The 25,067-nt window shown below is 76.6% G+C and carries 22 protein-coding genes and 1 pseudogene; 5 read left to right on the top strand and 18 right to left on the bottom strand.

Annotation, left to right across the window (positions count from 1 at the left end):
• The first annotated feature begins 28 nt into the window (after positions 1-28).
• The gene (locus IE316_RS09590; RefSeq protein ID WP_190204178.1) at positions 29-484 is read left to right on the top strand and encodes a DUF6194 family protein; all 456 of its coding nucleotides are present in this window, start codon (positions 29-31) and stop codon (positions 482-484) included.
• Positions 485-494: 10 nt separating this feature from the next.
• On the opposite strand, the gene IE316_RS09585 is transcribed toward IE316_RS09590, so the two are convergent.
• Entirely contained in the window at positions 495-1,196 is a 702-nt protein-coding gene (locus IE316_RS09585) for a GntR family transcriptional regulator (protein ID WP_190203779.1), read from the bottom strand.
• 151 nt (positions 1,197-1,347) lie between these two features.
• Between IE316_RS09585 and IE316_RS09580 the strand changes: the two genes are divergently transcribed.
• Complete coding sequence (locus tag IE316_RS09580; RefSeq protein WP_190203778.1) at positions 1,348-1,881, top strand: YbhB/YbcL family Raf kinase inhibitor-like protein; 534 nt, start codon at positions 1,348-1,350, stop codon at positions 1,879-1,881.
• An 8-nt stretch (positions 1,882-1,889) separates the two neighbouring features.
• Positions 1,890-2,318, top strand: a pseudogene (locus tag IE316_RS09575) (metal-dependent transcriptional regulator); the annotation flags it as partial.
• A 92-nt stretch (positions 2,319-2,410) separates the two neighbouring features.
• Here the strand turns inward: IE316_RS09575 and IE316_RS09570 are convergent.
• The gene (locus tag IE316_RS09570) at positions 2,411-2,971 is read right to left on the bottom strand and encodes a TetR/AcrR family transcriptional regulator (RefSeq protein WP_190203776.1); all 561 of its coding nucleotides are present in this window, start codon (positions 2,969-2,971) and stop codon (positions 2,411-2,413) included.
• A gap of 72 nt (positions 2,972-3,043) precedes the next feature.
• On the opposite strand from IE316_RS09570, the gene IE316_RS09565 reads away from it, so the two are divergent.
• On the top strand, positions 3,044-4,204 hold the full coding sequence (locus tag IE316_RS09565; RefSeq protein ID WP_190203775.1) for an FAD-dependent monooxygenase: 1,161 nt from the start codon (positions 3,044-3,046) through the stop codon (positions 4,202-4,204).
• Positions 4,205-4,234: 30 nt separating this feature from the next.
• On the opposite strand, the gene IE316_RS09560 is transcribed toward IE316_RS09565, so the two are convergent.
• The 13 genes from IE316_RS09560 to IE316_RS09505 form a co-directional block, all read right to left on the bottom strand.
• Positions 4,235-6,874, bottom strand: a complete 2,640-nt coding sequence (locus IE316_RS09560) for a SpoIIE family protein phosphatase (RefSeq protein ID WP_190203774.1) — start codon at positions 6,872-6,874, stop codon at positions 4,235-4,237.
• A 4-nt stretch (positions 6,875-6,878) separates the two neighbouring features.
• Positions 6,879-7,889, bottom strand: a complete 1,011-nt coding sequence (locus IE316_RS09555; RefSeq protein WP_190203773.1) for an ion transporter — start codon at positions 7,887-7,889, stop codon at positions 6,879-6,881.
• A 174-nt stretch (positions 7,890-8,063) separates the two neighbouring features.
• On the bottom strand, positions 8,064-9,806 hold the full coding sequence (locus tag IE316_RS09550) for an ABC transporter ATP-binding protein (RefSeq protein ID WP_229910302.1): 1,743 nt from the start codon (positions 9,804-9,806) through the stop codon (positions 8,064-8,066).
• Positions 9,803-11,542, bottom strand: coding sequence for an ABC transporter ATP-binding protein/permease (locus IE316_RS09545; RefSeq protein ID WP_190203772.1), 1,740 nt, complete (start codon positions 11,540-11,542; stop codon positions 9,803-9,805). Before IE316_RS09545 ends, IE316_RS09550 begins: the two co-directional genes overlap by 4 nt.
• 99 nt (positions 11,543-11,641) lie before the next feature.
• Positions 11,642-12,913, bottom strand: coding sequence for a nitroreductase family protein (locus IE316_RS09540; RefSeq protein WP_190203771.1), 1,272 nt, complete (start codon positions 12,911-12,913; stop codon positions 11,642-11,644).
• Between the two features lie 17 nt (positions 12,914-12,930).
• Positions 12,931-14,310, bottom strand: a complete 1,380-nt coding sequence (locus tag IE316_RS09535; protein ID WP_190203770.1) for a YcaO-like family protein — start codon at positions 14,308-14,310, stop codon at positions 12,931-12,933.
• Complete coding sequence (locus tag IE316_RS09530; protein WP_190203769.1) at positions 14,307-15,785, bottom strand: CocE/NonD family hydrolase; 1,479 nt, start codon at positions 15,783-15,785, stop codon at positions 14,307-14,309. Before IE316_RS09530 ends, IE316_RS09535 begins: the two co-directional genes overlap by 4 nt.
• The gene (locus tag IE316_RS09525; protein WP_190203768.1) at positions 15,782-16,621 is read right to left on the bottom strand and encodes a hypothetical protein; all 840 of its coding nucleotides are present in this window, start codon (positions 16,619-16,621) and stop codon (positions 15,782-15,784) included. Before IE316_RS09525 ends, IE316_RS09530 begins: the two co-directional genes overlap by 4 nt.
• Positions 16,622-16,721: 100 nt before the next feature.
• The gene (gene amiA / locus IE316_RS35925) at positions 16,722-16,835 is read right to left on the bottom strand and encodes a streptamidine family RiPP (protein WP_268257637.1); all 114 of its coding nucleotides are present in this window, start codon (positions 16,833-16,835) and stop codon (positions 16,722-16,724) included.
• A 74-nt stretch (positions 16,836-16,909) separates the two neighbouring features.
• Positions 16,910-17,734 (bottom strand): ABC transporter ATP-binding protein, encoded by an 825-nt coding sequence (locus IE316_RS09520; RefSeq protein ID WP_190203767.1) that lies wholly within the window; start codon positions 17,732-17,734, stop codon positions 16,910-16,912.
• Positions 17,735-17,753: 19 nt separating this feature from the next.
• A complete protein-coding gene (locus IE316_RS09515) occupies positions 17,754-18,761 on the bottom strand; it encodes a FecCD family ABC transporter permease (RefSeq protein ID WP_190203766.1) in 1,008 nt (335 codons plus the stop codon).
• Positions 18,758-19,852, bottom strand: coding sequence for a FecCD family ABC transporter permease (locus tag IE316_RS09510; RefSeq protein ID WP_190204176.1), 1,095 nt, complete (start codon positions 19,850-19,852; stop codon positions 18,758-18,760). The genes IE316_RS09515 and IE316_RS09510 overlap by 4 nt, the downstream gene beginning before the upstream one ends.
• Positions 19,853-19,935: 83 nt before the next feature.
• A complete protein-coding gene (locus IE316_RS09505; protein WP_190203765.1) occupies positions 19,936-20,910 on the bottom strand; it encodes an ABC transporter substrate-binding protein in 975 nt (324 codons plus the stop codon).
• Between the two features lie 129 nt (positions 20,911-21,039).
• Here IE316_RS09505 and IE316_RS09500 point away from each other — a divergent pair, with 129 nt between their 5' ends.
• Entirely contained in the window at positions 21,040-22,245 is a 1,206-nt protein-coding gene (locus IE316_RS09500; RefSeq protein ID WP_190203764.1) for a YncE family protein, read from the top strand.
• 10 nt (positions 22,246-22,255) lie between these two features.
• Here the strand turns inward: IE316_RS09500 and IE316_RS09495 are convergent, their stop codons facing one another.
• The 3 genes from IE316_RS09495 to IE316_RS09485 form a co-directional block, all read right to left on the bottom strand.
• Entirely contained in the window at positions 22,256-23,233 is a 978-nt protein-coding gene (locus IE316_RS09495; RefSeq protein WP_190203763.1) for a TIGR03557 family F420-dependent LLM class oxidoreductase, read from the bottom strand.
• Positions 23,234-23,318: 85 nt separating this feature from the next.
• Entirely contained in the window at positions 23,319-23,897 is a 579-nt protein-coding gene (locus tag IE316_RS09490) for a hypothetical protein (protein WP_190203762.1), read from the bottom strand.
• Between the two features lie 62 nt (positions 23,898-23,959).
• Positions 23,960-25,067: polymorphic toxin-type HINT domain-containing protein (locus tag IE316_RS09485; RefSeq protein WP_229910301.1), on the bottom strand; the 1,108-nt coding region annotated here is incomplete at its 5' end.

The raw sequence follows: 25,067 nt of genomic DNA, 5'->3' as shown, positions 1-25,067 counted from the left end.
ACTTGAAGGTCATGCTCGAACCATGAGTATGGAACAGATCATCGCGGCCGTGCGCGGCTTCGACGGCGCGCTCGTCCTGACCCCCGGGCCGGGGAGCGGCTTCCCGGAACTGGCGTGGGGGGACGCCTTCTTCTACTACGCCCCCGACGGGCGGGTGCCGCGGCACGGGCAGCCGTACGGCACCATCGTCACCAAGGACTACCCCGACGACACCGCCTCCGACCTCGACCCGCCGGGGCGCTGGCGGGTGAACGTCCAGGTCGGCCGGGCCGGGTTCCGGCGGCTCACCGGGCGGACCCCCGGCGCCGCCGGGTCCCGTCCCGACTACGCGGTGGCCGACACCGTGCTGCCGCACCCGGTGTACGGGGCGCTCGGCTGGGTCTGCGTGGTCGTGCCCGGTGAGCGGACCGGGGACACGGTGCTGCGGCTGCTGCGGGAGGCCCACGACGCCGCCCGTGACCGGGCGGCGCGGCGTTCCCGGTAGGCCGGCCCGCCTACGGGGTCCGCTGTGCGGCGGGTCCGGCAGGGTCGAGGGCCGCCGCGGTCCGGGTGAGGTGCTGGGTGAGCACCTCGGCCGCGGTGTCGGCGTCGCGGGCCAGCGCCGCCTCCTCCAGCCTGCGGTGCTCGTCGGCGCCGTCCCGGCCGGGGGTGCGCTGCGCCGCCCAGCGGCGGGCCAGCTCGCTCGCGGTCCACAGCCGGTCGAACGTCTCCAGCAGGACGGGGTTGCCGCACCCCTCCAGCAGGGTGCGGTGGAAGACCCGGTGGGCCTCCGCCCACGCGGCGCTGTAGTGCTCGCCCTCGCCCGGCACATAGGGCGGGGTGCGGGCCAGGCGGTGGTGGGCGGCCCGCACCCGGGCCTCCCAGTCGACGTCGCCGCGCTCGACGGCCAGGCGCAGCACGACCGGCTCGATGGTCCGGCGGGCCTCCGCGATCTCCTGCCAGCGGCGGTCGGAGAAGGCCGGTACGGCGAACCCGCGGTTGGGCAGCCGGTCGGCGAGCCCCTCGCCGACCACCCGGACGAGCGCCTCCCGTACGACGGCCAGGCTCACCCCCTGCTGCTTGGCGAGGTCCTGCGGTTTGAGGGCGTCGCCCGGGGCGTAGTCGCCGCGCATGATCGCGTCCCGCAGGTGTGCGTAGACCTGCTCGGAGAGCATCCGCTTCCCGGTCGGGGCGGAGCTGGGGGCCGTCTTAGTCATGCCCCCACTGTAGACGATCCCTTGGATAATCGATTATCCGTGTTACTGTCGATTCAGCGGTCGGCACCGAGCCGAGACCGGCGGCGCGAGCGTGCGCCGCCGGTCCACCGCACCCCAGCCCAGCCCGCCCCATCCGGAAGGAACGACGCCGATGCGCGCCAACGACCCCTTCGCCCGCCTCCCCGAGGCGGCGTCCTTCACCGTCACCAGCACCACCGTCACCGACGGCGCCCCGTGGCCGGCCGCCCAACTCTCCTCCGGCGTCCCCGGCGGCAAGGACGTCTCCCCGCAGTTGTCCTGGAGCGGCGCGCCCGAGGGCACCAGGAGCTACGCCGTCACCGTCTACGACCCCGACGCCCCCACCGGGTCCGGGTTCTGGCACTGGGCGGTCGCCGACATCCCCGCCACCGTCACCGCGCTGCCCGAGGGCGCCGGGGACGACACCGGCTCGGGGCTGCCCGAGGGCGCCTTCCAGTTGCCGAACGACGCCCGCGCGGCCCGGTACCTCGGCGCCGCCCCGCCGGCCGGGCACGGCCCGCACCGCTACTTCGTCGTGGTGCACGCCCTGGACGTCGCCTCCCTCGGCGTCCCGGCCGACACCACACCGGCGCTGCTCGGCTTCACCATGTCCGGTCACACCCTCGGCCGGGCAGTGCTCACCGCCACCGCCGAGACGCCCGCCTGACCAGCGGCATGTCCCGCCTCATCGATCCCACGGAGCGGTATCTCCGTACCGTCCTGGAGCTGGAGGAGGAGGGCGTGGTCCCGCTGCGCGCCCGGATCGCCGAGCGCCTGGGCCGGAGCGGGCCCACGGTCAGCCAGACCGTGGCCCGCATGGCCCGCGACGGCCTGCTGCGGGTCGCCGGCGACCGGCGCCTGGAGCTGACCCCGGAGGGCCGGCGGCTCGCCACGCGCGTGCTGCGCAAGCACCGGCTGGCGGAGTGCCTCCTGATCGACGTGATCGGGCTGGCGCGGGAGGAGGCGCACGCCGAGGCGTGCCGCTGGGAGCACGTGCTGGGCGAGGCCGCCGAGCGGCGCGTCTACGAGCTGCTGGACCGCCCGGCCCGCTCCCCCTACGGCCGTCCGATCCCGGGCCTGGCGGAACTCGGCGGCGCCGACGGCACCGCCCGGGACCCGGCGGCCGGCCCCCGGGACCCGCACCCGCGCCGTCGCGCCCGTGCCCTGGCCCGGCCCGGACACGGGGGGCGGTGGCGTTAACGCAGGGCGGCGGCGACCAGGCCCTCCAGGGCGGTGCGCGGCACCTCGCCGCCGTCGCTCACCAGGCGGTCGAAGACCAGGCCGTCGACGCAGGTCAGCAAGGTGTGCGTGCGGTCGTCCGGGTCGGGCACGCCGTGTCCGGCGAGGAACTGCCGGACCGCCTCGCGGCCGGCGTTCTCGCGGGGCACGAGGATCTCGCGCAGTTCGGGGTCGCGCACGCTCTCCACGGCGCAGGCGTAGCGGGCCAGCGAGCGGCGGCGGCCCTCGCCGGTGAGCCGCCGCCGGGTGAGCAGAGCCAGGCCGTCCACCAGGTCCGCGGCGGTGCGCAGGGGCCCGAGTTCCCCGGCGGCCGTGTGCAGTTCCGCCTGGTCGAGCCGGACCAGGCGGGTGACCAGAGCGGTCAGCAGTGCCGCGCGGGTGCGGAAGTAGGCCGAGGTGGTGCCGGGGGGCAGCGCGGCCCGCCGGTCGACCGCCCGGTGGGTCAGGCCGCGGATGCCCTCGTCGGCGAGCACGTCGAGGGCCGCGTCCGCGAGGAGGGTGCGCCGTTCCGAAGCCATACCCCCCTTTCTACACCTGTAGAGCCTCGGGTAGCCTCCGTTTCTACAGGTGTAGAAGAATGAGGGTGCGCCATGGGCAACACAGCAGTGGTCGTCGGAGGGGGCATCGGCGGGCTGGCCGCCGCGATCGGTCTGCGCCGCATCGGCTGGGACGTGACGGTCGTGGAGCGCGCGCCCGTGCTCGGCGACGCGGGAGCGGGCATCTCGCTGGCCGCCAACGGGCTGCGGGCACTGGACGAACTGGGCGTCGGCGAGGCCGTCCGGCACGCCGCGCGGGGCCAGTACAGCGGCGGCACCCGCACGCCGGGGGGAGGCTGGCTGGCCCGGATGGACGGGGCGGCGCTGGAGCGGGCGGTGGGTACGCCGATCATGGGCATCCCCCGCGCCACCCTGCACAAGCTGCTGCGCGAGGCCCTGCCCGGCGAGGCGCTCCTGATCGGCGCCGAGGCGGCGGCGGTGCGGCAGACCGGCCCGGGGACGGTGCGGGTCGACTGCGGCGGGACGGTGCTGGACGCCGATCTGGTCGTGGCGGCCGACGGAGTCGCCAGCCAGGTCCGCGGCCGCCTCTTCCCGGACCACCCCGGCCCGGTCTACAGCGGCTCGACCGTGCTGCGCGCGGTCACCGAGCGGCCGGTCGACCCGCGCACCGACTTCGAGCTGACCTGGGGCCGCGGCGCCGAGTTCGGGCACATCGCCTTCACGGACGGGCGGGCCGAGTGGCACGCCGTGCTGACCCTGCCCGCCCGGACCCGGTTCGCCGACCCGCTGGCGGAGCTGCGCCGGCGGTTCCGCAACTGGCACGACCCGATCCCGGCCCTGCTGGACGCCACCCGCCCTTCCGACGTGCTGCACCACGACGTCACCGAGCTGCGCACTCCGCTCCCGTCGTTCACGGCCGGCCGGATCGCGCTGCTCGGCGACGCGGCGCACGCGATGACCCCCAACCTGGGCCAGGGTGCCTGCCAGGCGCTGGAGGACGCGGTCACGCTGGCCGCCGCGCTGGCCGCCGCGCCCACCGTCGAGGCCGCGCTCGCCCGCTACGACGCCGAGCGCCGCCCCCGCAGCCAGGCCGTCGCGCGGGCCGCCCGGCAGGCCGGACGGATGGGCCACCAGCTCTCCCACCCGCTGGCCGGCGCCCTGCGCGACACGGCGATGCGGCTGACGCCCTCCCGCACCGCGATCCGCATGATCCTGCGCCACCACGCCTGGGTCCCGCCCCGGCTCGGCGGGTGAGACACCGCCCCCGCCCGTGGAGGCACGCGGTCAGGGCGGCGGCGGGGCGGGGCGGACGGCCAGGAGGGCGATGTCGTCGTCGTTGTCGGCGCCCAGCCCGATCAGGAGTTCGTCGCAGAAGACGTCGAGGGGCTCGTGGACCAGGGCGGAGGTGTGCCGGCGGAGCCGGTCCATGGCCCGGTCCAGGGACTCGCCGCGGCGCTCGATGAGGCCGTCGGTGTAGAGCAGCAGCGTGGAGTGGGCGGGCAGCGCGTCGCGGGCCTGGGGGCGGGGCATGCCGGTGTCCATGCCGAGCAGCAGCCCGGAGCCGTCCTCCAGGTAATGGGTGCGGCCCTCCGCGGTGATCAGCAGCGGCGGTACGTGCCCGGCCGAGGAGTGCACCAGCTCCCAGGGTCCCTGCTCCGGCCCCTTGACCAGGCCGTAGACGCAGGTGGCCGTCGCCTCCCGGTGCAGGGTGTGGTTGGCCAGGTCCAGGCGGCGCAGCACCATGCCGGGCGGCTCCTGGCGGTCCACGGCGATGCCGCGCAGCATGCTGCGCAACTGGCTCATGGCGATGGCGGCGTCCAGGTTGTGCCCGGTCACGTCGCCGATGACCACCGCCGTGTCACCGCTGGGCACCACGAAACTGTCGTACCAGTCCCCACCGACCTGCGCGGTGGTGGACGAGGCCGCGTAGCGGGCGGCCAGCTCCAGGTGCGGGACCTCGGGCAGGACGGGCAGCAGGGAGTGCTGGAGGCGCTGGGCGATGTTCCGGGTCGCCTGGTACAGGCGGGCGTTGTCCACGCCCAGGGCGAGGCTGCGCACCAGGTCGTCGACGAGCGGCAGGTCCTCCTCGGTGAGCGGCCGGCCCTGCCCGTCCCGGGCGACGGTGAGGGCGCCGATCACCTCGCGCCGCACCCTGAGCGGCGCCACCACGGCACTGTTCGTCCCCAGCGCCCGGAACAGCTCCCGGTAGTGGGTGTCGAGCGGGCCGGCCACCTGGTCCGGCGGCGGCTCCCCGGCGAGCAGCAGGGGGCCCGCGCCGCGCAGGGCCCGGGCCAGCGGTCCGCGGGCGCTCTCGGTCACCGGCGGGAGCCGGCCCTCGTACTCCCCCGACCACGGTCCCCGGGGGCCGCGGCGCACCAGGCAGACCCGGTCCAGCTCGGCGTCCTCGGTGAACAGGTCGACCGCGCACCAGTCGGCCAGCCGCGCGGTGAGGATCCGGCCCACGTGCCGCAGGCCCTCCTCCAGGTCGGAGGCGTTGCTGAGCGCGGCCCCGGTCTCGGCCAGCAGTGACAGCCGCTCCACCGCCGTCATGCTGCCCCGGCCGTGCCCCGGGCCGGAGCCGGTCCCGCGCATGGCCTCGGGCGGCGGCCCGGTCGGCGCGTGCGGAGTGGCGTTCCGTACCCGGCCGGAGCGGTCCGCCGGGGACTCGGGGGTGGTCGCCCGGGGGGTGAGCTGGCCGATGAACACGGTCCGGCCGTCGGCGGTCTCCTGGGTCTGGATGAACAGCCGGACGGGCACCAGATGCCCGTCGCGGTGCAGCGCGGGCAGCGGCACCGACCGGCCGAGGATGCGGGGCTGCCCGCTGAGCAGCAGCGCGGAGAACGCCGTGACATGGCGTTTCCGGAGGTGTTCCGGCATGAGCACGGTGAGGGGCTGCCCGACGAGGTCGTCCGGGCCGTGGCCGAGCAGGTCGCCCGCGGGTCCGTTGACGGCGATGATCACGTTGCGCTCGTCGGCGACGATGGTGGGGACCCGGCTGCCCCGCACCTGCCCGGGGTCCCACGGCACCAGTTCGGAGGGGCTGGCCCCCGGCTCCCTGGGGACCACCGTCCAGGCGGTGGGCGGAGCGCCGGCGAGCTGCCCGGTGATCTGGTCGAACAGCCAGTGGTGGAAGACCCGGCTGCGCGGCAGCGCCGGGAGGGTCAGGAGCCGCTGTTCACGGGCCGCGTCCTCGGCCGCCTCCAGCACGTCGCACAGGGTGCGCACCGCCGGCGCGGCGTCCGGCGGCAGCGCCAGCGGCAGGGAGCGGATCTCCGCCCCGGCGGGCTGCCGGCGCAGCGCCCCGGTGACCCCGGCGGTGACCGCGTTGTTCATGTCCTGCGCGGTGCGCAGGTCGTCCGGTGGTACGCCGATGTCGTCGCCGGCGGCCAGGGCCAGCCCGGCCTCGCGCAGCAGGGTGTGCCGGTGCTGCTGCGAGGCGGCGTAGAGCGCGCCGGGCACGTCGACCAGCGTCACGGTCGTCTCGGCGCCGGCGGGCGGCACGGGCACGTCCCATCCGGCGGTGGCCGGCGCCGGGGTGCCGGGGCGCAGTTCGAACCAGACGGTCTTGGACCGGTCGTCCGTGACCACGCCGTGCCGGTGCGCCAGCAGCCCGACCAGGGCGAGCCCCTGCCCGGTACCGGCGTAGGAGGGGCAGTCGTGCGGCACCAGGACGCGGTCCGGCCGCCGGTCGGCCACCCGCACCCGGACGGTGTCGCCGGTGACCCGGGCCGAGACCTCGACCTCCGTGCGGGCGTGCAGGACGGCGTTGGTCACCAGCTCGCTGACCAGGAGCTGGGCGGTGTCCACGAGGTCCGGTGCGAGGTCGTGGAGGGCGGCCCGCACGTAGTGCCGGGCCTCCGCCACACTCTCCGGGCGCCCGGGCAGCCGCCGCGCCGGGGTTCCCGGGGCACTGAGGTCGCCCATGTCCTCAGTGTGCCCCAGGAGCACCGCCCCCGGCGGCCCCGCCCGCCCCGGGCGGGCCGAACGGATGACGGGCGGGTACCGGGCGGGCTCCGCGGCACGGGGGCGTGCGGCGCTCGCTCGGGTCCTCCCGCGCCGCGCGGGGCGGGGCGAGCGGTCCGAGGCTCTCTTCCAGTTCGTCCAGGGCGCGGCGTGCCCTGGCGATGCGCTCGCGCACCAGGCGGTGCGGATCGCCGGGCACGGGGGTGGTGGCGGGCGGTGCGGGCGGGGTGCGCTCGTCCGCGTCCCGTTCCATGTCCCGGGCTTCGTCCAGCGAGTTGAGCACGACCCCGATCAGGACGTTGACCAGGACGAACGAGGCGAGCAGGACGTAGGAGGCGTGGTACAGGATGCTCCAGCGGGAGATCTCCAGGCCCGTGCGGACGGCGTCCCCGAGTCCGTCCAGGGTCATCAGCAGGAACAGGGTCAGCACCGCGCGGCCGAGGGAGCCGTAGTGCTCGGGGTCGTCGGGGGCGAAGAAGACCCAGCCGACCATGGCGTACACGTACAGCAGCAGGGCGCCGACCAGCAGGAAGCTCACCGTGCCGGGCAGGCTGCGGGCCATCGCGACCATGACGACGCGCAGTTGGGGCAGGAACCGGGCGGCGCGCAGCACGCGGGCGAGCCGCAGCAGCCGCAGGACCGTGGCGTTCTCGCGGACGACCGGGACGAAGGCGCACAGCACCACCAGGACGTCGAAGACGTTCCACGGGTCGCGGACGAACTCCTTCGGGCGGTCGGCGTGGGCGCCGAGGCGCAGCAGGATTTCGGCGGTGAAGGCGGCCAGGAAGCCGTGCTCGACGAGCTTCAGCCCACCGTGCCAGCGCTCGACGGCTCCGCTGTACGTCTCCACCCCGAGCAGCAGCGCGTTGCCGAGGATGAGCGCGAAGACCGCGACGGCGAACCCGCGCGCCTCCGTCACGGCACGGCAGCGCTCCGCCAGCCTCCGGCGGGCGCCGGCCGTCGTCTCCTGTGTCATCGGGGTGCCCCACTCCCTCACCGGGCCGCCGCCTGCCCCGTCGCCCGCCGACGCCCGTTCCGCTCCCGGCCCGGCGCCATGACACCGCCGGACGGGTGAACTCTACAGCGTTGTAGATCATGAAGTGACGGGCCCCCGACCGGACTTGGCCACCGGTGCCGCCGCGTGTGCCGGTCACGTGGTGCCGGCGAGGATCCGGTTGAGGGCGCTGTCCGGGCGGGCGGTGAGCTCCTCCCAGGTGCCTTCCTCGGCGATGCGGCCGCCTTCCAGGACGGCGACGCGGTCGGCCCGGCGGACGGTGGCGCGGCGGTGGGCGATGACCACGGTGGTGCGGCCGGCCGAGCGCAGCGCGGCGGACAGCTCGGCGTCCCCGGCGTTGTCCAGGTGGGCGGTGGACTCGTCCAGGACCAGGACCCGGGGCCCGGTGAGCAGGGCGCGGGCCAGCGCGATCCGGGCCCGCTGGCCGCCGGAGAGGGTGGCGCCGCGCTCGCCGACCAGGGTGTCCAGGGGGGCGATCCGGTCGACGCCGCAGAGCCGGGCCACCTCGGCGAGGCGGTCGTCGTCCGCGTCGGGCGCGGCGAGCCGCAGGTTGTCGGCGAGGGTGCCGTGGAAGAGGGGGGTGTCCTGGCCGACCACGGCGACCGCGCGGCGCAGTTCGGCGTCGTCGACGTCCCGCAGGTCGACGGGGTCGCCGTCGCCGGGGATCAGATGGACCGCGCCCTCGGTGGGGTCCCAGAACCGGGCCAGCAGATGGGCGCAGGTCGACTTCCCGGCCCCCGAGGCGCCGACCAGGGCGAGGGTCCGTCCGGCGGGCACCGTCAGGTCCAGGCCGCGCAGGACGGGTCCGGCGCCGTAGTCGAAGCCCACCCGGTGCAGCCGGACGCCGAGCGGGCCGTCGGGCAGCGGGCGGGGGGCGGCGGGCGGCGGGGCGAGCGCGGGGGCCCGTACCGCGGCGTCGACCCGGGCGGCGGCGGCGCGCAGGGCCACGGCCCGGCTCAGCGCCCTGGCCGACTCGGCGACGGGGCCCAGGACCGCGAGGGCCAGTGCCATGGCCGCCGGTGCCCACGCGCCGTGCAGGTGGCCGGCGGTGACGGACCGGGCCGCGGCGGCGACCACGCCGAGGACCGCGAGCACGGTCAGCAGATCGCGGACGGCGGCGGCGGTGGCCTCCCGGGTGGCCTCGGCGCGCTGGGCGGCACCGAGCTGCCGGCCGCGCTCGGCGAGCCGGTGGCGGCGGTCGGCCAGTCGGCCGGCGGCGAGCAGTTCGGGCAGCCCGTCGACGGTCTCCACGGTGTCGGCCGACAGCCTCGCGGCGGCCGTACGGGTGCGGTCGCCCCGCGCCCTAAGGCCGCGCGCGTCCGCGAAGGGCGCGGCGGCGAGCAGCGCGGCGACCGGCAGCACCGCCGCCGCCAGCCACGGCTCGGTCGCCGCCAGCAGAACGGTTCCCCCGGTGAACACCGCGCCCGCGGCGAGGAGCTGGGCGGTGGTGTGCGCGTAGAAGAACTCCAGTGCCTCGACGTCCGCCATGGCGGTGGCGGCGAGGTCCCCGCTGCGCCGGCCGGCGATCCGGGCGGGGGCGCTGCGGGCCAGTCCGTCGAAGACGCGGACGCGCAGGGCGGCCAGCACCCGGTAGGCCAGGTCGTGCGAGAGGTCCATCTCGCGCCAGGTCGCCAGGGCGCGGACGAGGACGAGGGCGGCGAGCGCGGTGACGGTGCCGGGCGAGGGGGCGCGGTGCTCGATGACGGCGGTGCCCACGGTGTGCGCGGCGAGGGTCAGCAGCGCGACCAGGGAGCCCTGTTCGAGGAGGGCGGCCAGGCAGGTGCGGACCGTCATGGCGCGGTGCGCGGCGAGGGCGGGCAGCAGGGCGCGCAGGGAGCCGCCCGCGGGCGTGCCCGGGTCGGGGACGGCGGTGCTCACGCGGGCACTCCTTCCCGGTGGGCGTGCCCGGCCTCGACGAGGTGGGCGTAGACGCCGCCGGCGCCGGCCAGGGCGGTGTGGTCGCCGATCGCGTCGACCCGGCCGCCGTCGAGGACGACGATGCGGTCGGCGTGCCGGACGGCCGCCAGGCGGTGGGCGACGACCAGGACGGTCCGGCCGCCCGCGGCGTCCGGCAGCGCCCGGACGATGTCCGCCTCGCGGCGTTCGTCGACGGCGCTGGTGGCCTCGTCCAGGACCAGCACCGGGGCGTCGGCCAGCAGCGCCCGGGCGAGGGCGAGCCGCTGGCGCTGGCCGCCGGACAGGGTGGCGCCGCGTTCGCCGAGGACGGTCCCGTAACCGTCGGGCAAAGCGGCGATCTCGTCGTGCACCCCGGCGGCGCGGGCCGCCCGGGTCAGCTCCTCGTCCGTCGCGTCCGGCCGGGCCAGCCGCAGGTTCTCGGCGACGGTGGCGTGGAAGAGGTACGTCTCCTGGGAGACGACGGCGATGTTCCGGCGCAGCGCGTCCAGCGGGTACTCGCTCGCGCACCGCCCGCCGAGGAGGACCCGGCCGCCCCGCGGGTCGTGGTGGCGCAGCAGCAGGGCGAGCAGGGTGCTCTTGCCGGCGCCGGACGGTCCGACGATCGCGGTGGTCCGTCCCGCCTCGGCGGTGAAGGTGACCCCGCGCAGCGCGGGCGCGTCGGCGCCGTCGTAGGTGAAGTCGACGTCTTCGAACCGTACGTCGGGCGGGCCGGGCCACCGCGCGGGGGCCGTGCCCTCGTCGGGGACGGCGGGCGGGGCGGTGCGCAGGGCCGCGATGCCGTCCGCGGCGGAGGCGCCCAGGTATCCGGCGTGCCACTCGCGGGCCAGGTCCCGGACCGGCCGGAAGCACTCGGAGGCCAGCAGCAGCATCAGGTAGGTGCCGGTCGCCGCGGTGGCGCCGGTGACCGCCGACCAGCAGGCCAGGAGCGCTGCGGCGGCGGTGCCGCCCTGCACGGCCAGGTCGGTGATGCCGGTGTCCACCAGGGACACCCGCAGCTTGGCGACGGTCGCCCGGTGCAGCGCCGCCGAACGCCGCTCCAGGCGCTCCCGGGTGCGTCCGACCGCGCCGGCGGCCCGCAGCGCGGGCATGCCCTGGAGCGCTTCGAGGTAGTCGGCGCCGAGTCCCTCGTAGGTGTCCCAGTGGTCCTTGCCGCGCTCGGCCAGCAGGCGGTCCCAGGCGCGCGGCCCGGCCAGGGCGAGCAGCAGCGCGGGGACGAGGACGAGGAGCGCGGCGGGCCGGACGGCCGCGAGGGCGGCGAGCACCAGGGGCGGCACGGTCACGGTGACCAGGAGCTGGGGCAGGTAGCGGGAGACGTAGGCGTCGACGCCCTCCACGCCGTCGACGAGGGTGGTGCGTACGGCTCCGGCGCGGGCGGTGGTCAGGTGGGCGGGGCCGAGCCGGCCGAGGTGGGCGAGGAGGTCGTCCCGCAGCGCGACCCTGACCTCGGCTCCGGCGCGGGTGGCGGTGCGGCGCTGCGCGTGGGCGAGCGCGGCACGGGCCGCGACGACGGCGAGGACCGCGCCGAGCAGCGGCGGCAGCCGGTCGGTGTCCCCGCGGGCGAGGCCCGCCAGGGCGACGGCCAGCAGGACGGCCTGGGCCAGGTGGGTGAGGGTGACGGCGCCCTGGAGCAGGGTGGCCGCGCGCAGCGGGCCGCGCGCACGGCGTGCGGCGCGGCGGAGTTCGGGGTGGACGATCACGGGGTTCTCTTCTCGTCGGCGGGACGGGTGGCGAGGGCCGGTGCGCGCACGGTCACGGGGTGTCCCCCTCGCCGGCGTGACGTGCGAGGCCCGCGCTGATCACGGCGTCCCCCGCTCGCCGGCGCGGCGGCCGGTGCCCAGGGCCAGGGCGTGGACGATCCAGTCCCGGCCCGGTGGGCCGCCGAGCGCGGCGCCGAGGTCGGCGCACTGCCAGGAGCCGACGGGCCGGGTGGCCAGGCCGTGCCGGCGGGCGGTGGCGTCGGCGAGGTGGACGGCGTAACCGGCGCGCAGATGGGTGCGGCGGATGCGGGCCGCGTCGGCGTCGGACGGGCAGCCGTGGGCGAGCAGCACCGCGCCCGCGCCCGCGAGCCACGCCTGGCCCGCGGCCCACACGGCCAGCGTCGGCCTGGCGTCGCCGGTGGCGTACCGGCGCGGTGACCGGCCGTCGGGGTGGGGGCGGACCAGTCCGGGCCGGGGTTCCCCGACGGCGGCGCTCCAGCCCAGTTCCCCGGCGGACGCCCGCACGGCGGTGGCGAGGACCGCGCCGAGCGCCTCCGGCGGCGGGGTGCCGCGCAGCGCCTCGGGGGGCGCACTGCGCCGGGCCGGCGGCCCGCTCGGTTCCGGCGGCCCGTCCGGTTCCGGGGGCCCGCCCGGTGCTGGCGGCCCGTCCGGTTCCGGGGGCCCGTCCGGTTCCGGGCGCCCGCCCGGTGCTGGCGGCCCGCCCTGTTCCGGGGGCCCGCCCGGTGCTGGCAGCCCGCCCGGTTCCGGCGGCCGGTCGCGGTCGGCCGGGCCGGGGACGGTGAGGTGCACCGCCGCGAGGGGGCCGGCCGCGCGGCCGTCCATCCGGGGCACGGCCCGGCAGGGGCCCAGCGCACCGGCCGCCAGGCACACCGCCGCCAGGGCGTGCCCGGTGTCCAGCAGCAGCAGCGGCCAGGCGCGGTGGCCGTAGTGGGAGACGGTACGCCGGGGGGTGACGGAGAGTTCGACGGTCACGCCGGGCGGGGTGCCGTCGGGCGGCGGGCCGAGGTGGTGGACGCGGTCGCGCAGCGGGTCGTAGCCGTAGCGGCCGGGCGGCAGGGGGCAGCCGCCGCCCGTGACGAGTTCGGCGTCGACCGGGTGCAGCGCGCCCGCGGAGGGGGCCGGCCGCAGCCGTCCGGTGCGGTCGGCGGCCGCGAGGGAGTGCCGCAGCAGCGCCCGCAGGTCGAGTTCCCCGGGTCCGGCCTCGGGCACCGGGTACGCCGGTCCCGGCCAGGCCCGTACGGCGGGCCCGGCGGCGGTGTCCGGACCGGGGGGTTCCGCGGAACGGGCGCGGGCGAGGGCGGCGACGAGGCCGGCCTCGTCGGGTCCCTGGAGAGGCGGTGGGCCGCTCATCGGTTCCGTACCGCCCGTCACATGTGCGGCGGAGGAGCCAGGGTGAAGTCCTCCGGGCCGGTCGGTGCCTGGGTGCGCCAGCCCCGGGCGAGGGCGGCGTCGGCGAGGCGCGGGCAGCCGAAGTAGCCGAAGGCGGCGGGGGCGTTGGGCAGCAGCCCGGAGACGAGGACGCGGGCGACCCGCAGGGACGTCTCGGCCACGTCCTCGGTGGTGAGGTCGAACGTCATCACGCGGTGGCCGCCGCGGGCGAGGGCGCGGTCGAGCCGGGTCCGGTCGCCGGGTGCCACCGCGTCGACGGGGACGGTGCCGTGCGCCGGGTCGGTGAACCGGCGGGCCTCGGCCGCCATCCGCTCGTCCAGCCACACCTGGACGTGTGCGCCCAGGTCCCGGACCCGCTCGAACCGTTCCCCGCAGGCGTCGAGGTAGCGGCGGTCCGCGCGGTGGTCCAGGTACAGGCCCCGGGCGAGCAGTCCGGCCTCCACGGCCTGGAAGACCCACCCGTCGGGGTCGGTGAGGCCCTGGGTGAAGACCCAGGTGTGGACGGCTTCCAGGACCGCCTTGCGGGCGGCCTCGGCGGGGTCGTACCGGCAGGCGAACCCGGCGGCGTACAGGCCGAGCCGGGGGTCGTGGACGAGTGCCGCCACGCAGGGCGCGAACTCGGAGGCCATCTCCACCAGGTGCACGTCGAGGGCCGATCCGGCGAGGTCGTCGGCGAGACCGGGGACGCTGGCCGGGTCGATGCCGCGGGCCGGTCCGTCGAGGTGCCACCACAGTTCCAGGGCGTCGCGTTCGACGATCTCCAGCAGTGCGCGTTCGACCGCGTCGTCGAGGCCCTGTCCGGTGGCTATGCCCGCGTAGTTGAGGTGGTGCGTGCGGGGCAGCGCGCGCAGCTCGCCCTGGCGCCAGTTGAGGTGGGTGAGCGCGACGGGCGCCCACACCTCGGCGGTCCCCCCGCCGGGCAGCGGTTCGGTGCCCCGGGTCCACAGCGCCGGGGTGTCGGCGGTGAAGGGGCGGTACGGGAAGCCCTCCTGGGCGTACTGCCAGTCGGCGTAGGCGGGCAGGTCGCCGGGCCCGTACAGCCGCAGGCCCTTGTCGGTGAGTTCGGCGGCCGTGGCACGCAGCGGGGCGTCGGGGTGGCCGGGCGGTGGCACCCGGTTGCCGCAGTACCGCTCGACGCCCTCGGCTATCGCGGCGATCCGCGCGGCTCCGGGGTCGCCGAAGGTGGTGCCGAGGGACACCCGGTCGGCGGGCCACAGGCCAAGTCTGCGGGCGTCCGATATCTCCGCGGTGAGCGCGGTGTAGCGGGGCGGGGCACCCACGGGGTGTTCGACGGGCTTGACCTTGCGGACGATGCCGCACACGGGGTCGACGAGTGCTTCCGGCGGCAGCGCGGTCATCGCAGGATCTCCTTGGCGGGGTCGGTGGGGGCGGGAAGGGCGGTGAGGACGGGCAGGCGCAGGGCCACCGCGGCCGGGTCGACCTCCCGGCGGGAGGCGAGCAGCCGGACGGCGGTGACCGGGTCGTCGCCGGTGTGCGGGTTGCGGGCGTGGGCCGGGAAGTGGTGTCCAGCGATCTCCAGCCGGAGCCGGACGCCCGCGGCCAGTCGGCGGGAGAGCCGCCCGAGTTCCACGGTGAACCCGGCCCGCTCCCCCACCGGCCGGTCCCGGCGGACGACCCCGACGGCGAGCCGCTCGGCCCTGCCCTCGGGGGTGAGGGCGACGAGCCGGGCGGCCCAGTCGGCGGACGGGGTGTCGGCGGCGGCCCGCAGGCGCACCCGTACCGGTCCGACCACGTCCAGCGGGCGCGGCAGCGGCGGGGTGACCAGCAGGCAGCGGTCGGGGGGTCCGTCGGCGGGGACGGTCAGGTCCCCGGACCGCACCGGCCGGGCGGGATCGGCGGTGAAGCGGGCGCCGCGCAGCAGTTGCAGGTCCTGGGTACGCGGTACGCCCTCCGTGTCCGCCGGCAGCCACCGGGGACTGCCGCCGAGCGCGACCGCGCCGTGGCGGCCGGGGGCGAGGTCGCCGTCGAGGGCGCGGCGGGCCCAGCGCGCGTACAGGTCGCCGAGGTTCACCCGGTGTGCCGGGTCGGCGTCGGCGCCCGGCGCGGAGCCGAGGGCGTGGCCCCAGGGGCCGAGCAGCAGCCGTGCCGAGGGGCCGCCCCAGCGCCGCCACAGGGCGACGGTGTCCTCGGTGAAGTGGTCGTGGTGCCCGCCCACCGCCAGCAGCGGCACCCCGGCACGCTCGGCGTCCGCCAGGAGGCGTCCGCGTCCGCGCCGCCACAGGCCCGGCCAGGACGGCAGGTCCCGTCCGAGCCGCTCGGGCAGGCCGGTCAGCGGCAGGTGGGTGAGGAGTGCGGGGTCCGCGGCGAGGGCCCGCTCCAGGGCGGCCTCGTCGGAGTCCGGCCGGTCCCCGTGGGCGGCCCACCAGGCGGCGCGCGCCAGCAGCCGTTCGGGGCCGGAGGGTTCCCGGGCCGTCTCGGCGGCGCCCAGCGCGGGCACCGCGGCGACCACGGCGTCCGCCCGGGCCTCCGGGTCCGCGCCCGTGCCGAGGACGAGGGCGCAGTGGGCGGCGTAGGAGCCGCCGGCGGCCACCACCCGCCCGTCGGACCACGGCTGCCGTCTGATCCAGCGGACGGTCGCCACCCCGTCGGCGGCCTCGTCGCGGTACGGGTGCCACTCCCCCGGCGAGGCGTGCCGGCCCCGTACGTCCTGTGCCAGCGCGGCGAACCCGCGGCGCGCCCAGCCCCGCAGCTCGGCCCGGTGCCGGCGCCGGTCGTACGGGGTGCGGACCAGGACCGCCGGGAAGGGGCCGTCGCCGTCGGGCAGGTGCACGTCGGTGGCGAGCCCCGCGACGGCCGCGGTGGTGGGTGTCATCCGGCCGTCCCCGGTGTCGGGGCGACGGCGGGGACGGGCAGCACGGGGTGTTCGGTGACGGTCAGGGTGCGCAGGTCCACGCGCCGCAGCCGCCGCCGGGCGGGCAGGGCGCCGGGGTCGGTGGCGGTGGCCCAGCGGGTGAGGTCGTCGGCGAGCAGCGCGGCGAGGAGCCCGGCCGCGGGGACACCGAGCGGCACGGGCAGGCCGCGGGTGCGCGGGCCGCTCCAGTAGGCGGCCAGTTCCCGGTGCGCGGGGGTGGCGGCGAGCCGGCGGGCCCGCACCTGGGCCGAGGTGACGTCCCCGGGGCCGGCGGCGAGCGGTTCGACGTACGCCTGCCAGCCCTCGCGGTGGCAGCGCAGCCAGGCCACGCCCCGCTCGGGCAGCCGGTCGGCGGCCGCCCACAGCCCGTCGGGCACGGGTCCGTCGAGGCACCAGACGACGGCGGCGGGGTCCCCGTCGAGCAGCTCGTCCAGGGTGACCGGCGAGCGGCCGGGTTCCGCCGCGCGCGGGGCGGCGCCCAGGGCGCGCAGGTGGGCGGCGAGCGGTCCGGTCAGCGCCGGGGCGCCCAGCAGCCGGACGTCCCGGCGGGCCGCCGGCCATCCGGGGCTCCGCGCCTCCCCGGCCAGGTACCCGGCCTCGTCGAACGCCCGCACCAGCCGGTCGAGTTTCCCGTCCGGCGGGTCCTGGGCGGCGCCGGAGAGCCGGGCGAGCAGGGCGTCCTCGTCGGCGTCCGCCGTCCGGACGCCGAGGAACTCCCCGTCGGCCGTGCGGACGGCGAGCCCCCTTCCGGGCACGGCGACGACCTCGACACCGGGGGCGAGCTGACTGCGGGACACGTCGGTGGTCCTCCTGGGAGAAGGGGGGTCTGGCTGCGGAATGGGCGTGGGCCCGCCCGCAAGGCGACGGGCGGGCCCACGGTCAGGAATCAGCTCGCACTCACTCCTCGGTGTCGTCGAAGGGGTTCTCGACGAGGGCGTTGGAGTGGGAGGCGGAGTCGTGGGCGAGCTGACCGGGGTCGGCGATCGGCGTGAAGACCTGCTCGTTGTCCATGAACTCTCCTTGTGAGGAAGGCGGTTGCGGCACCCGGTCGAGCGCCGCGAACAACACTCTAGTGAATATGATTTTCATATTCTAGTGTTCTGGGGCACCGGATGATCGGGCAGCGGGTGATCCGGGTAACACACCGGCCAGCCCCCCTCGGGGTCCCGGCCCACCCGGCCGGCCACCCGCAGCACATCGGCCAGCAGCTCCGGTGTGACGACCTCCTCCGGTGTCCCGTCGGCCACCACCCGGCCCTCGCGCAGCGCGACGATCCGCTCGGCGAACCGGGCGGCGTGGCCCAGGTCGTGCAGCACCATCACCACCGTCAGGCCGCGTTCCGCGCGCAGCCGGACCACCGTCCGCAGCACATCGAGCTGATGGTGCAGATCGAGGTACGTGGTCGGCTCGTCCAGCAGCAGCACCCGGGTGTCCTGGGCGAGCGCCATCGCCAGCCGCACCCGCTGCCGTTCACCCCCGGAGAGGGCGTCGACCTCCCGGTCGGCCCACTGCTCCACCCCGACGTCGCGCAGCGCCCGGAGGACGACGGGATCGTCGCCCTCGCGCAGCATGCCGAGCGGGCCCCGGGCCGCGTACCGCCCCTGGCGCACCAGGTGACGTACCGTCATGCCCGGCACGGCGGGGGCGGTCTGGTGCAGCAGGGCCACCCGGCGGGCCGTGGCGCGCCGGGAGAGCCGGGCGAGGTCCTCCCCGCCGAGCAGGACGCGTCCCCGGTGCGGCCGCAGCAGTCCGGCGGCGAGCCGCAGCAGGGTCGACTTGCCGCAGCCGTTCAGGCCGGTGAGCGCGGTCAGTTCGCCCGGCCGGACCGTCAGGTCGACGCCCTGGAGCACGGGCCGGGCGGGGTAGCCGAAGTGGATGCCCTCCAGGCGGATCCCCACGGGTTCGGTCATGGTCTGTCCTCCGTCGACATCAGAACGTCCGGTCCGGGGTGCGGCGTACGACGATCAGCAGCAGCACGGCCCCGAGGCAGGCGGTGAGCGCCCCGACCGGCAGGACGAGCCGCCCGGAGTCCAGGGCGGGCACCGGCAGGCGTGAGAAGAGCTGCGCCGCCGCGTCCGCCCCGCCCACCACGACCGCGCCCACCAGGGCCGCGCCGGGCAGGGTCACCCGCAGGTCGGCGCCGAGGACGGCCACCGCGAGGTGCGGGGCGAGCAGCCCGACGAAGCCCAGGGCGCCGACGGCGGCCACCGCGCCCGCCGTCAGCGCCACCGCGCACAGCAGGGCGAGGGTGCGGGCCCGCCGGACGGACAGCCCGGCGGCCAGGGCGGTGTCGTCGCCGCAGCGCAGCAGGGTCAGCGGGCCGGCCAGCAGCCAGGCGGCGGTGCCCCAGGCCAGCGCCCACGGCCACAGCAGGTGCCAGTGCTGCCACACCCGGCCCTCGGTGGTGCCGATCAGCCACTGGACGACGCTGCCGAGTTCGCCGGGCGCCACCAGCAGCACCATGGCGGTGAGCCCGCCGAGCACCGCCGACACCAGCACCCCGTGCACGGCGGTGCTCGCCGGGTCGCCGCCGCCGCGCCCGGCCAGCAGCCAGAGCAGCGCCGCCCCGGTGCAGCCGCCCGCGCAGGCGGCGACGACCACGGCCAGGGGCGAGTCCCACCCGGCCAGCCCGAGCCCCGTCGCGGTGACCGCTCCGAGCACCGCGCCCGGTGTCACGCCCGTCACCTCGGGCCCGGCGAGGGGGTTGCGCAGGGCCGACTGCAGGACCAGCCCGGCCACCGCGAGACACGCGCCCGCGCCCAGCGACACCAGCAGCCGGGGCACCCGGAGCTGGAGCAGGATGTGCCGCTCCGTCGCGTCACCGCCCCCGGCCAGTACGTCCCAGACGGCGCCCGGAGCCATACCGCGCCCGGCCACCAGCTCGGCTCCGGCGCAGAGCACGGCCAGCACCGCGAGCAGCGCGAGACGGCGGCTCATCGCGCCCCCTCCGTGCTCCGGGGGCCGGGCGCCGGTGTCCCGCCGGGGCGGACGGCGGACACGGACGGCGCACCCGCGGGTCCACCAGCCGCACGCCCACCGACCGCACGTCTTCCGACCGCCGGCCCACCTCCCGCACGCCCGCCGCCCGATCCGCGTCGTCCCGACCGCAGCAGGGCCACCCCCGCCGGTACGCCGAGCAGGGCGGTCCAGGCGCCGGCCGGGGTCTCCACGGGGGCCAGGGCCAGCCGGGCCGGTACGTCGGCGACGGCCACCACGGCGGCGCCCCAGGCCGCGGACCAGGGCAGCCAGCGCACGGCACCCGCCGCCGGGGCGAACCGTCGCGCCAGGTGCGGCGCGAGGAACCCGACCCAGGCCACCGGCCCGCACACCGCCGTCACCGGCGCGATCAGCACGACGGCGATGGCCAGGGCCGCCAGCCGGGCCCGCCGGGCGCGCACGCCCAGCGCCCGCGCGTCCTCGTCGCCCAGCCTGAGCACCGAGAGCACCGGCGCGCACAGCACCAGCGCGGGGACCGACAGCAGCAGCCACGGCCACAGTCCGGTGACGTCGTCCCAGGTGCGGGCGGAGAGGGAGCCGAGCAAGTAGCGGTAGATGAGCTGGAGGTCGAGCTGGTCGGCCATGACCATCAGCACCAGCAGCGCGGCCTGGAGCGCGGCGGCGACCGCGGCGCCGGTCAGCAGGACGGCGGACGGGCCCCGGCCCAGCCCGGCGGCGAGCAGGGTGAGCCCGCCGCCGAGCGCGGCCCCGCCGATGGCCAGCAGGGGCTGGACGACGGCGGGCAGCGACAGGGACAGCACGAGCGGCGCGGCCACCCCGAGCGCCGCCCCCGACGACACGCCCAGCATCTCCGGTACGGCCAGGGGGTTGCGCAGCGCCTCCTGGAGGACGAGCCCCGCCGCGCCCAGGCAGGTGCCGGCGATCAGGGCGAGCACCAGCCGGGGGACGCGCAGTTCGCCGACGACGAGGCCGGCGAGGGTGGTGTCCCCGTCCAGCAGCGCGCCGGGCAGCAGATGCGGCGGGACCCGGGGGGTGCCGAGGCTCAGGGCGCAGATGGACGACGCGGCCAACAGCACGACGAGCAGGAGGAGTTGAGCGGAGACGACGCGTCGGCGCGCGGACGGTGGCGTGCTCGCGTCCGGCTCGGGTGTCCTCATCGCAGCGCGGCCGTGGCCTCGTCGAGGACGATGCCCAGGGAGCGGGTGCCGCGGCCCTTGGCCCACACCTCGGAGTCGACCTCGTGGACCCGGCCCTCGCGCACCGCGGGGATCCTGCCCCACAGGGGGTTGTCGGCCAGCTTCTCCGAGAGGGTGCCGTCGGTGTCGCCGAAGCTCATCGTCTCGACGAACAGCACGTCGACGTCGGCGGCGAGGATCTCCTCCAGGCTGTAACTGCCCTCCACGCCACGGGACTTCCAGGGGTAGTCGGCGAGCTTGGGGAACAGGCTGGCGGTCACGTCCGTGTCGGGGGTGGCGACGCCGAAGTTCTCGTCGCTGCCGTAGATGACCAGGGCGGTCTTCTCGCTCGGGGACTTCTCGGCCGCGGCGAGCTTGGCGCGGAAGGCCCGCTCCGCCTTCTCGCCCTCGGCGGTGCGGCCGGTGAGCGCGGCGACATCGCGCAGGTAACCCACGCTGTCCTGCCAGGACTCGGGCTGCATCGCCCAGAACGTGGTGGCGTCCTTGAGCGCCGGGGCCAGCTTGCCGTGCGTGTCGCCCAGGCCGATCACGAGGTCGGGCTTGTGGGAGAGGATCGCCTCCACCTCGGGGGCGATGAACCCGCCGGGTATGACGTCGACGCCCTTCGCCTTCCGCTCGCCGAGGAAGCCGGGGTGGGCGAGCAGCGCGCTGTTGGTGGCGACGGGGACGATGCCCAGTTCGGTGAGGATGTCGTCGCAGAGCGCGAAGAGGCAGACGATCCGCTCGGGCCGCTCCTCCAGGGAGACGTCGACGCCCGCGGTGTCGGTCAGCCGGGTGGTCGCCTCGATGGGTTCGACCGTGACCTCGGTCCTCGGGGCGGGGGTGCCGTCCGCGCCCGCGGGTCCGGCGGAGGTGCCGCAGTTGGCCAGGAGCGGGATCAGTGCCACCGCGGCGATCCAGCCTCGGACACATCGGGACGGTGAGCGCAGCATCGAAGCCCTCGCTTCTTCTCGGGGAGCCGGAACGCCACGAAGATACATGATAATCGTTTTCACAAAGCCGCCGTGTGTCCGCCGCTTCGTGCCCGCCGCTGTCCGCCGCTATGTGCCCCTGGAGGCCCCATGACCACCGCCGTCCCGCCCGCCGTGCTGTTCGTCGCCGATCACCGGGCGGGGTCCGTCCATGTGCTGACCGTGCCGGACGGGGAGCGGATCGGGCGTCTGACCGGGCGTCACCTCTCCGAGCACGCCGGGTTCCTGGCGCTGCCGGGCGGGCGGGTGGCCTGTGTCGACGACCGCAGGGGCGAGCTGCTGGTGCTCGATCCCCACGGCGAGCGGCTGGTGGAATCCGCCGTCCCGGTGGCCGTGCCCGCCGAGCACCTGGCCGGCGACCCGGCCGGCCGCCGGCTGGCCGTCACCACCGGTCTGGGCGCGAACGGCACGCCCTGGTCGGACCTGGTGACGGTGGTCGACCGGGCGACCGGAGAGGTGGCGAGGGTCCGTACCCGCACGGGCGAGCCGGGCGTCACGGTGCTGGGTGGCGGCGATCCGCTGGTCGTGCTGCGGCACCGGGAGCCCGGCGCGCTGGCCGCGCACAGCTTCGCCGATCTGCTGGCGGCCCCGCCCGGCTGCCCCGTGGCCGAGCCGCACCACCGGCTGCCGCTGCCGGACGACGGGCACGGGGACGCCCAGGACCCGGAGGCCGGGCGGGTGTTCGCGGCGACGGGCGAGGGGGTGCACCGGGCCCGCCGGGAAGGTGACACGCTCGTTGCGGAGGCGGTGCTCCCGTGGGGGTCGTCCGGGCGGGGCTGGTACCTGCGCCTCGACCCCCGGCGACGGGCCCTGTGGTCCACGCTGCGCGGCGGCCCCGGGGACCCGCTGCGGTGGCCGGAGTGGACCAACGAGGCGTGGTGCCACGACCTCGGCACGGGCCGCACGGTACGCACCGAACTCGGCCCCGGCCTGGTGTTCCGCCTGGCCCTGGCCCGGCACCACACCGCCTTCACCCGTATCCATCCCGACGGCGACGAACTGATCCTCCTGGACGCCGCTCACACCGCCCGCCGCGTCCCCCTGCCCGCGATGGCCGGTGCCCCCCGGCGCGGCGGCACCCCCTGGGAGGGCGTCCAGCGCCGGGCGGTGGCCGCTTCGCCGGGGTCCGACTGGGTCGCCGTCACCCGGGGCGGCCACGGCGAGGTCCACCTGGTCGACGCGGCGACGGGCCGGGAGGCGTCCCGCCTGCATCTGGGGACGCCGCTCGATCACGGCGGTCACGCGGTCCTGCGCGCCCCGGGCGACGGCGGCGAGGGCGATCCCGTGGGCCGGTGAGACGGCCCGCCTAGGCGGCGCCGGACGGGCGCAACGCACGCAGCGGCTCGGCGAGTTCGCGCTGGTAGAAGTCGATGAAACCGTCGGGGTCGGGGCCCGCGTTCTGCAGCACCAGCCGGTCGAAGCCCGCGTCGACGTACCGCTGGGCGGCCGCCAGGTAGCGGTCCGGGTCGGGGCCGCAGGCGAACTTGCCCAGGATGTCCTCGACGCGGACCGTGGTGGTGGCGGCCTCGAAGTTGGCGGGGTTGGGCAGTTCGCTCATCACCTTCCACCCCGTCAGCGCCCACCGGGAGGTGCGCAGGGCCTCCTCGGCGGCGGACCGTTCGTCCGGGGCCCAGGCCATCGGCACCTCCGCGTAGCCGGGTCCGGAGCCGCCGGCGGTCCGGTAGTGCCGGACGATCGACGCCTTGTCCTCGGTGGCGAACAGGCCGTCCCCGAGTTCGGCGGCGATGCCCGCCGACTTCGGGCCGCTGGCCGCCACGGCGATCAGGGGGAGTTGCTCGGGCAGGTCGAAGACCCGGGCGTCCGCCAGGCGCAGGTGCTTGCCCTCGTAGGAGTGGTAGCCGCCGCGCCACAGCAGGCGGATGATCTCCAGGGCCTCGCGCAGCAGCTCGTGCCGGCCGCGGACGGTCTCGGGGAAGCCGGGGCCGACGACGTGCTCGTTGAGGCGTTCGCCGGAGCCGACGCCGAGGACGAACCGGCCGCCGGAGACCAGTGCGAGGGTCGCCGCGGCCTGCGCGACGACCGCGGGGTGGTAGCGGACGGTGGGACAGGTCACGCCGGTCACCAGGCCGATGCGTTCGGTCCTGGCCGCGATGGCGCCCAGCACGGTCCAGGTGAAGGAGGAGTGTCCCTGCACGTCCAGCCAGGGGTGGAAGTGGTCGCTCATCTCGACGAAGTCGAAGCCGGCCGCCTCGGCGCGCACCGCCTGGCGGATGAGTTCCTCCGGTCCGAACGCCTCGGAGGCCAGTTTGTACCCGATGTCCATGGTCCGACCCTGGCACCCGGCGGGGCCGGACCCGGGCCGACGGCACCGTGCCGCCCTCCCGCCGCCATCCGAACGGCGGGCGCGGTCACCGCCAGCGGGGGTTGCGGCTCGGCGGGAACGGGCCGAACAGTCCGTCGTACTCCCCGGTGTCGTCGAGGAAGAGGTCGGCGGAACCGGTGTCGCGCACGGTCGCGTGCAGGCGCTCCACCAGGACCGGTACGGGCTCGACGGCCAGCCCGAGCGCCTCGGCGGCCCGCCGCTGCGCGGACGGCAGCTCCGGGTCGCCGGCGAGCAGGTCGCGCTGGAGGAAGGAGGCGGCGGTCCGCATGGCGTCCAGGTCGCCGTCGTCCGAGAATTTCAGGCAGTCCCGCCAGTACGGCAGGCCGATCAGAAGGACGAGCGCTTCGCGGAGATCCGGGGCGATAATGCCCGCCTCGCCTTCACTTCCGGCATACCACACCGGCCGGTCGGCTCCGTCGCCGCTCTCATAGAATGCGCCGCCCGCGAAATCCCCGGCAATCATTTCCAGCGGCGCGCCGGACGCGAGCCGCGGGGCGTCCGTGTATGCGGTGCGCCGGATGTCGAATTCGAAGTGGTGGGCGAGGAGTTCGGTGAGATTCTCGTCCTCGCGTATACGTCGCAGCAATTCAGCGGACCGGGACATGCGGCCACGATAGCAGAGCGCCCGTGGCACGGAATATTCCGTGCCACGGGCGTCCGCCGGGGCTAGATCATGCCTATTCTGCGGTAATAGGCGAGCAGCCGCCGGATTCCGGTGTTGAAGTAACCGGGATCGCCGTACTGGATCTGCCCGATCCGGCGCATGTCCCAGATGTCGCGCGCCAGCACCGTACGGAACGGAAGACCCGCCTCCAGCCGCTTGGTGCGCCGGCCCCGGCTCTTGTACGTCCTCGTCAGCGCGTGGTCGGACGCCTTCATCACGATGGCGCCGCCCTCGTTGCGGGCGAGGAAGCCGAGACCGTCCTGCGGCATGTGGTGGGCCTCCAGGCCGTCACCGGGCTGACCGGGGTTGAGGTCCCCGAACCGGCCCGCGTCGTTCTCCGCGACGGTCTTGCACTTGGCGTTGTGCACCAGGACCGGGACCGGCCCCGCCAGCACGTAGTACGTGTGGACGTCGGTGACCGTGAGGTTGTGGACCGTCGCCACGGGCGCCGTCCACGCCTCGACCGTGGCGATCTGGATCCAGGTGCCGGAGGACGTCCGGACCCACTGGCCGGGCTCGAGGTCACCCGCGTCGACCCACTCCCGCAGGGTCGGCACCCAGAACGGGTGGCCGGCCGTGGCGGTGACCGTGGTGGTCGAGGTCTTGGCGGCGGAGGAGCCGTCATGGACCTTGAGGGTGATGCGGACCAGGTCCTTGCGGCCCTTGCCGGTGATGGTCGCCGCGGCCGTCTGGACGGTGGTCTTCCCCGTCCTCGGGTCGGTGGCCACCACCTTGTCGCCGGCCCTGACCTTCTCGATCGGCTTGGTGGAGCCGTCGGCCATCAGCACCAGCGTTCCGGGCCGGAAGCTGTTGAACTCGCAGCTCTCGCCCTGGATCTGGGTCTGCACCTCCTCCTTGGCGCTCTCCTTGGCCTCCTCCCGGACCTCCTTGGCGACCTTCTTCACCGCCCGCTGCACCTGCCGCGGCTTGGGCCGCGGCCTCGGCTGGGAGCGGGGCTTGGCCCGCGGCTTGGGCCGGGCCGCCGCCTTCCGGGCCGCCGCCCGGCGGGCCGCCGCCTTCTTCGCCGCGGCCCGCGCCGCGCGGGCCCGCGCCCGACCGTCAACCAGCTCGCCGCCGCCCGGTACCTGGCCGACCGGGACCTGGACGCCC

Source organism: Streptomyces fumanus (genome assembly GCF_014655295.1).
In the GTDB taxonomy this organism is placed as follows: Bacteria; Actinomycetota; Actinomycetes; order Streptomycetales; family Streptomycetaceae; genus Streptomyces; species Streptomyces fumanus.
Note: the sequence above shows the minus strand (reverse complement) of the source record. Positions and strands in the feature narration are given on the sequence as shown.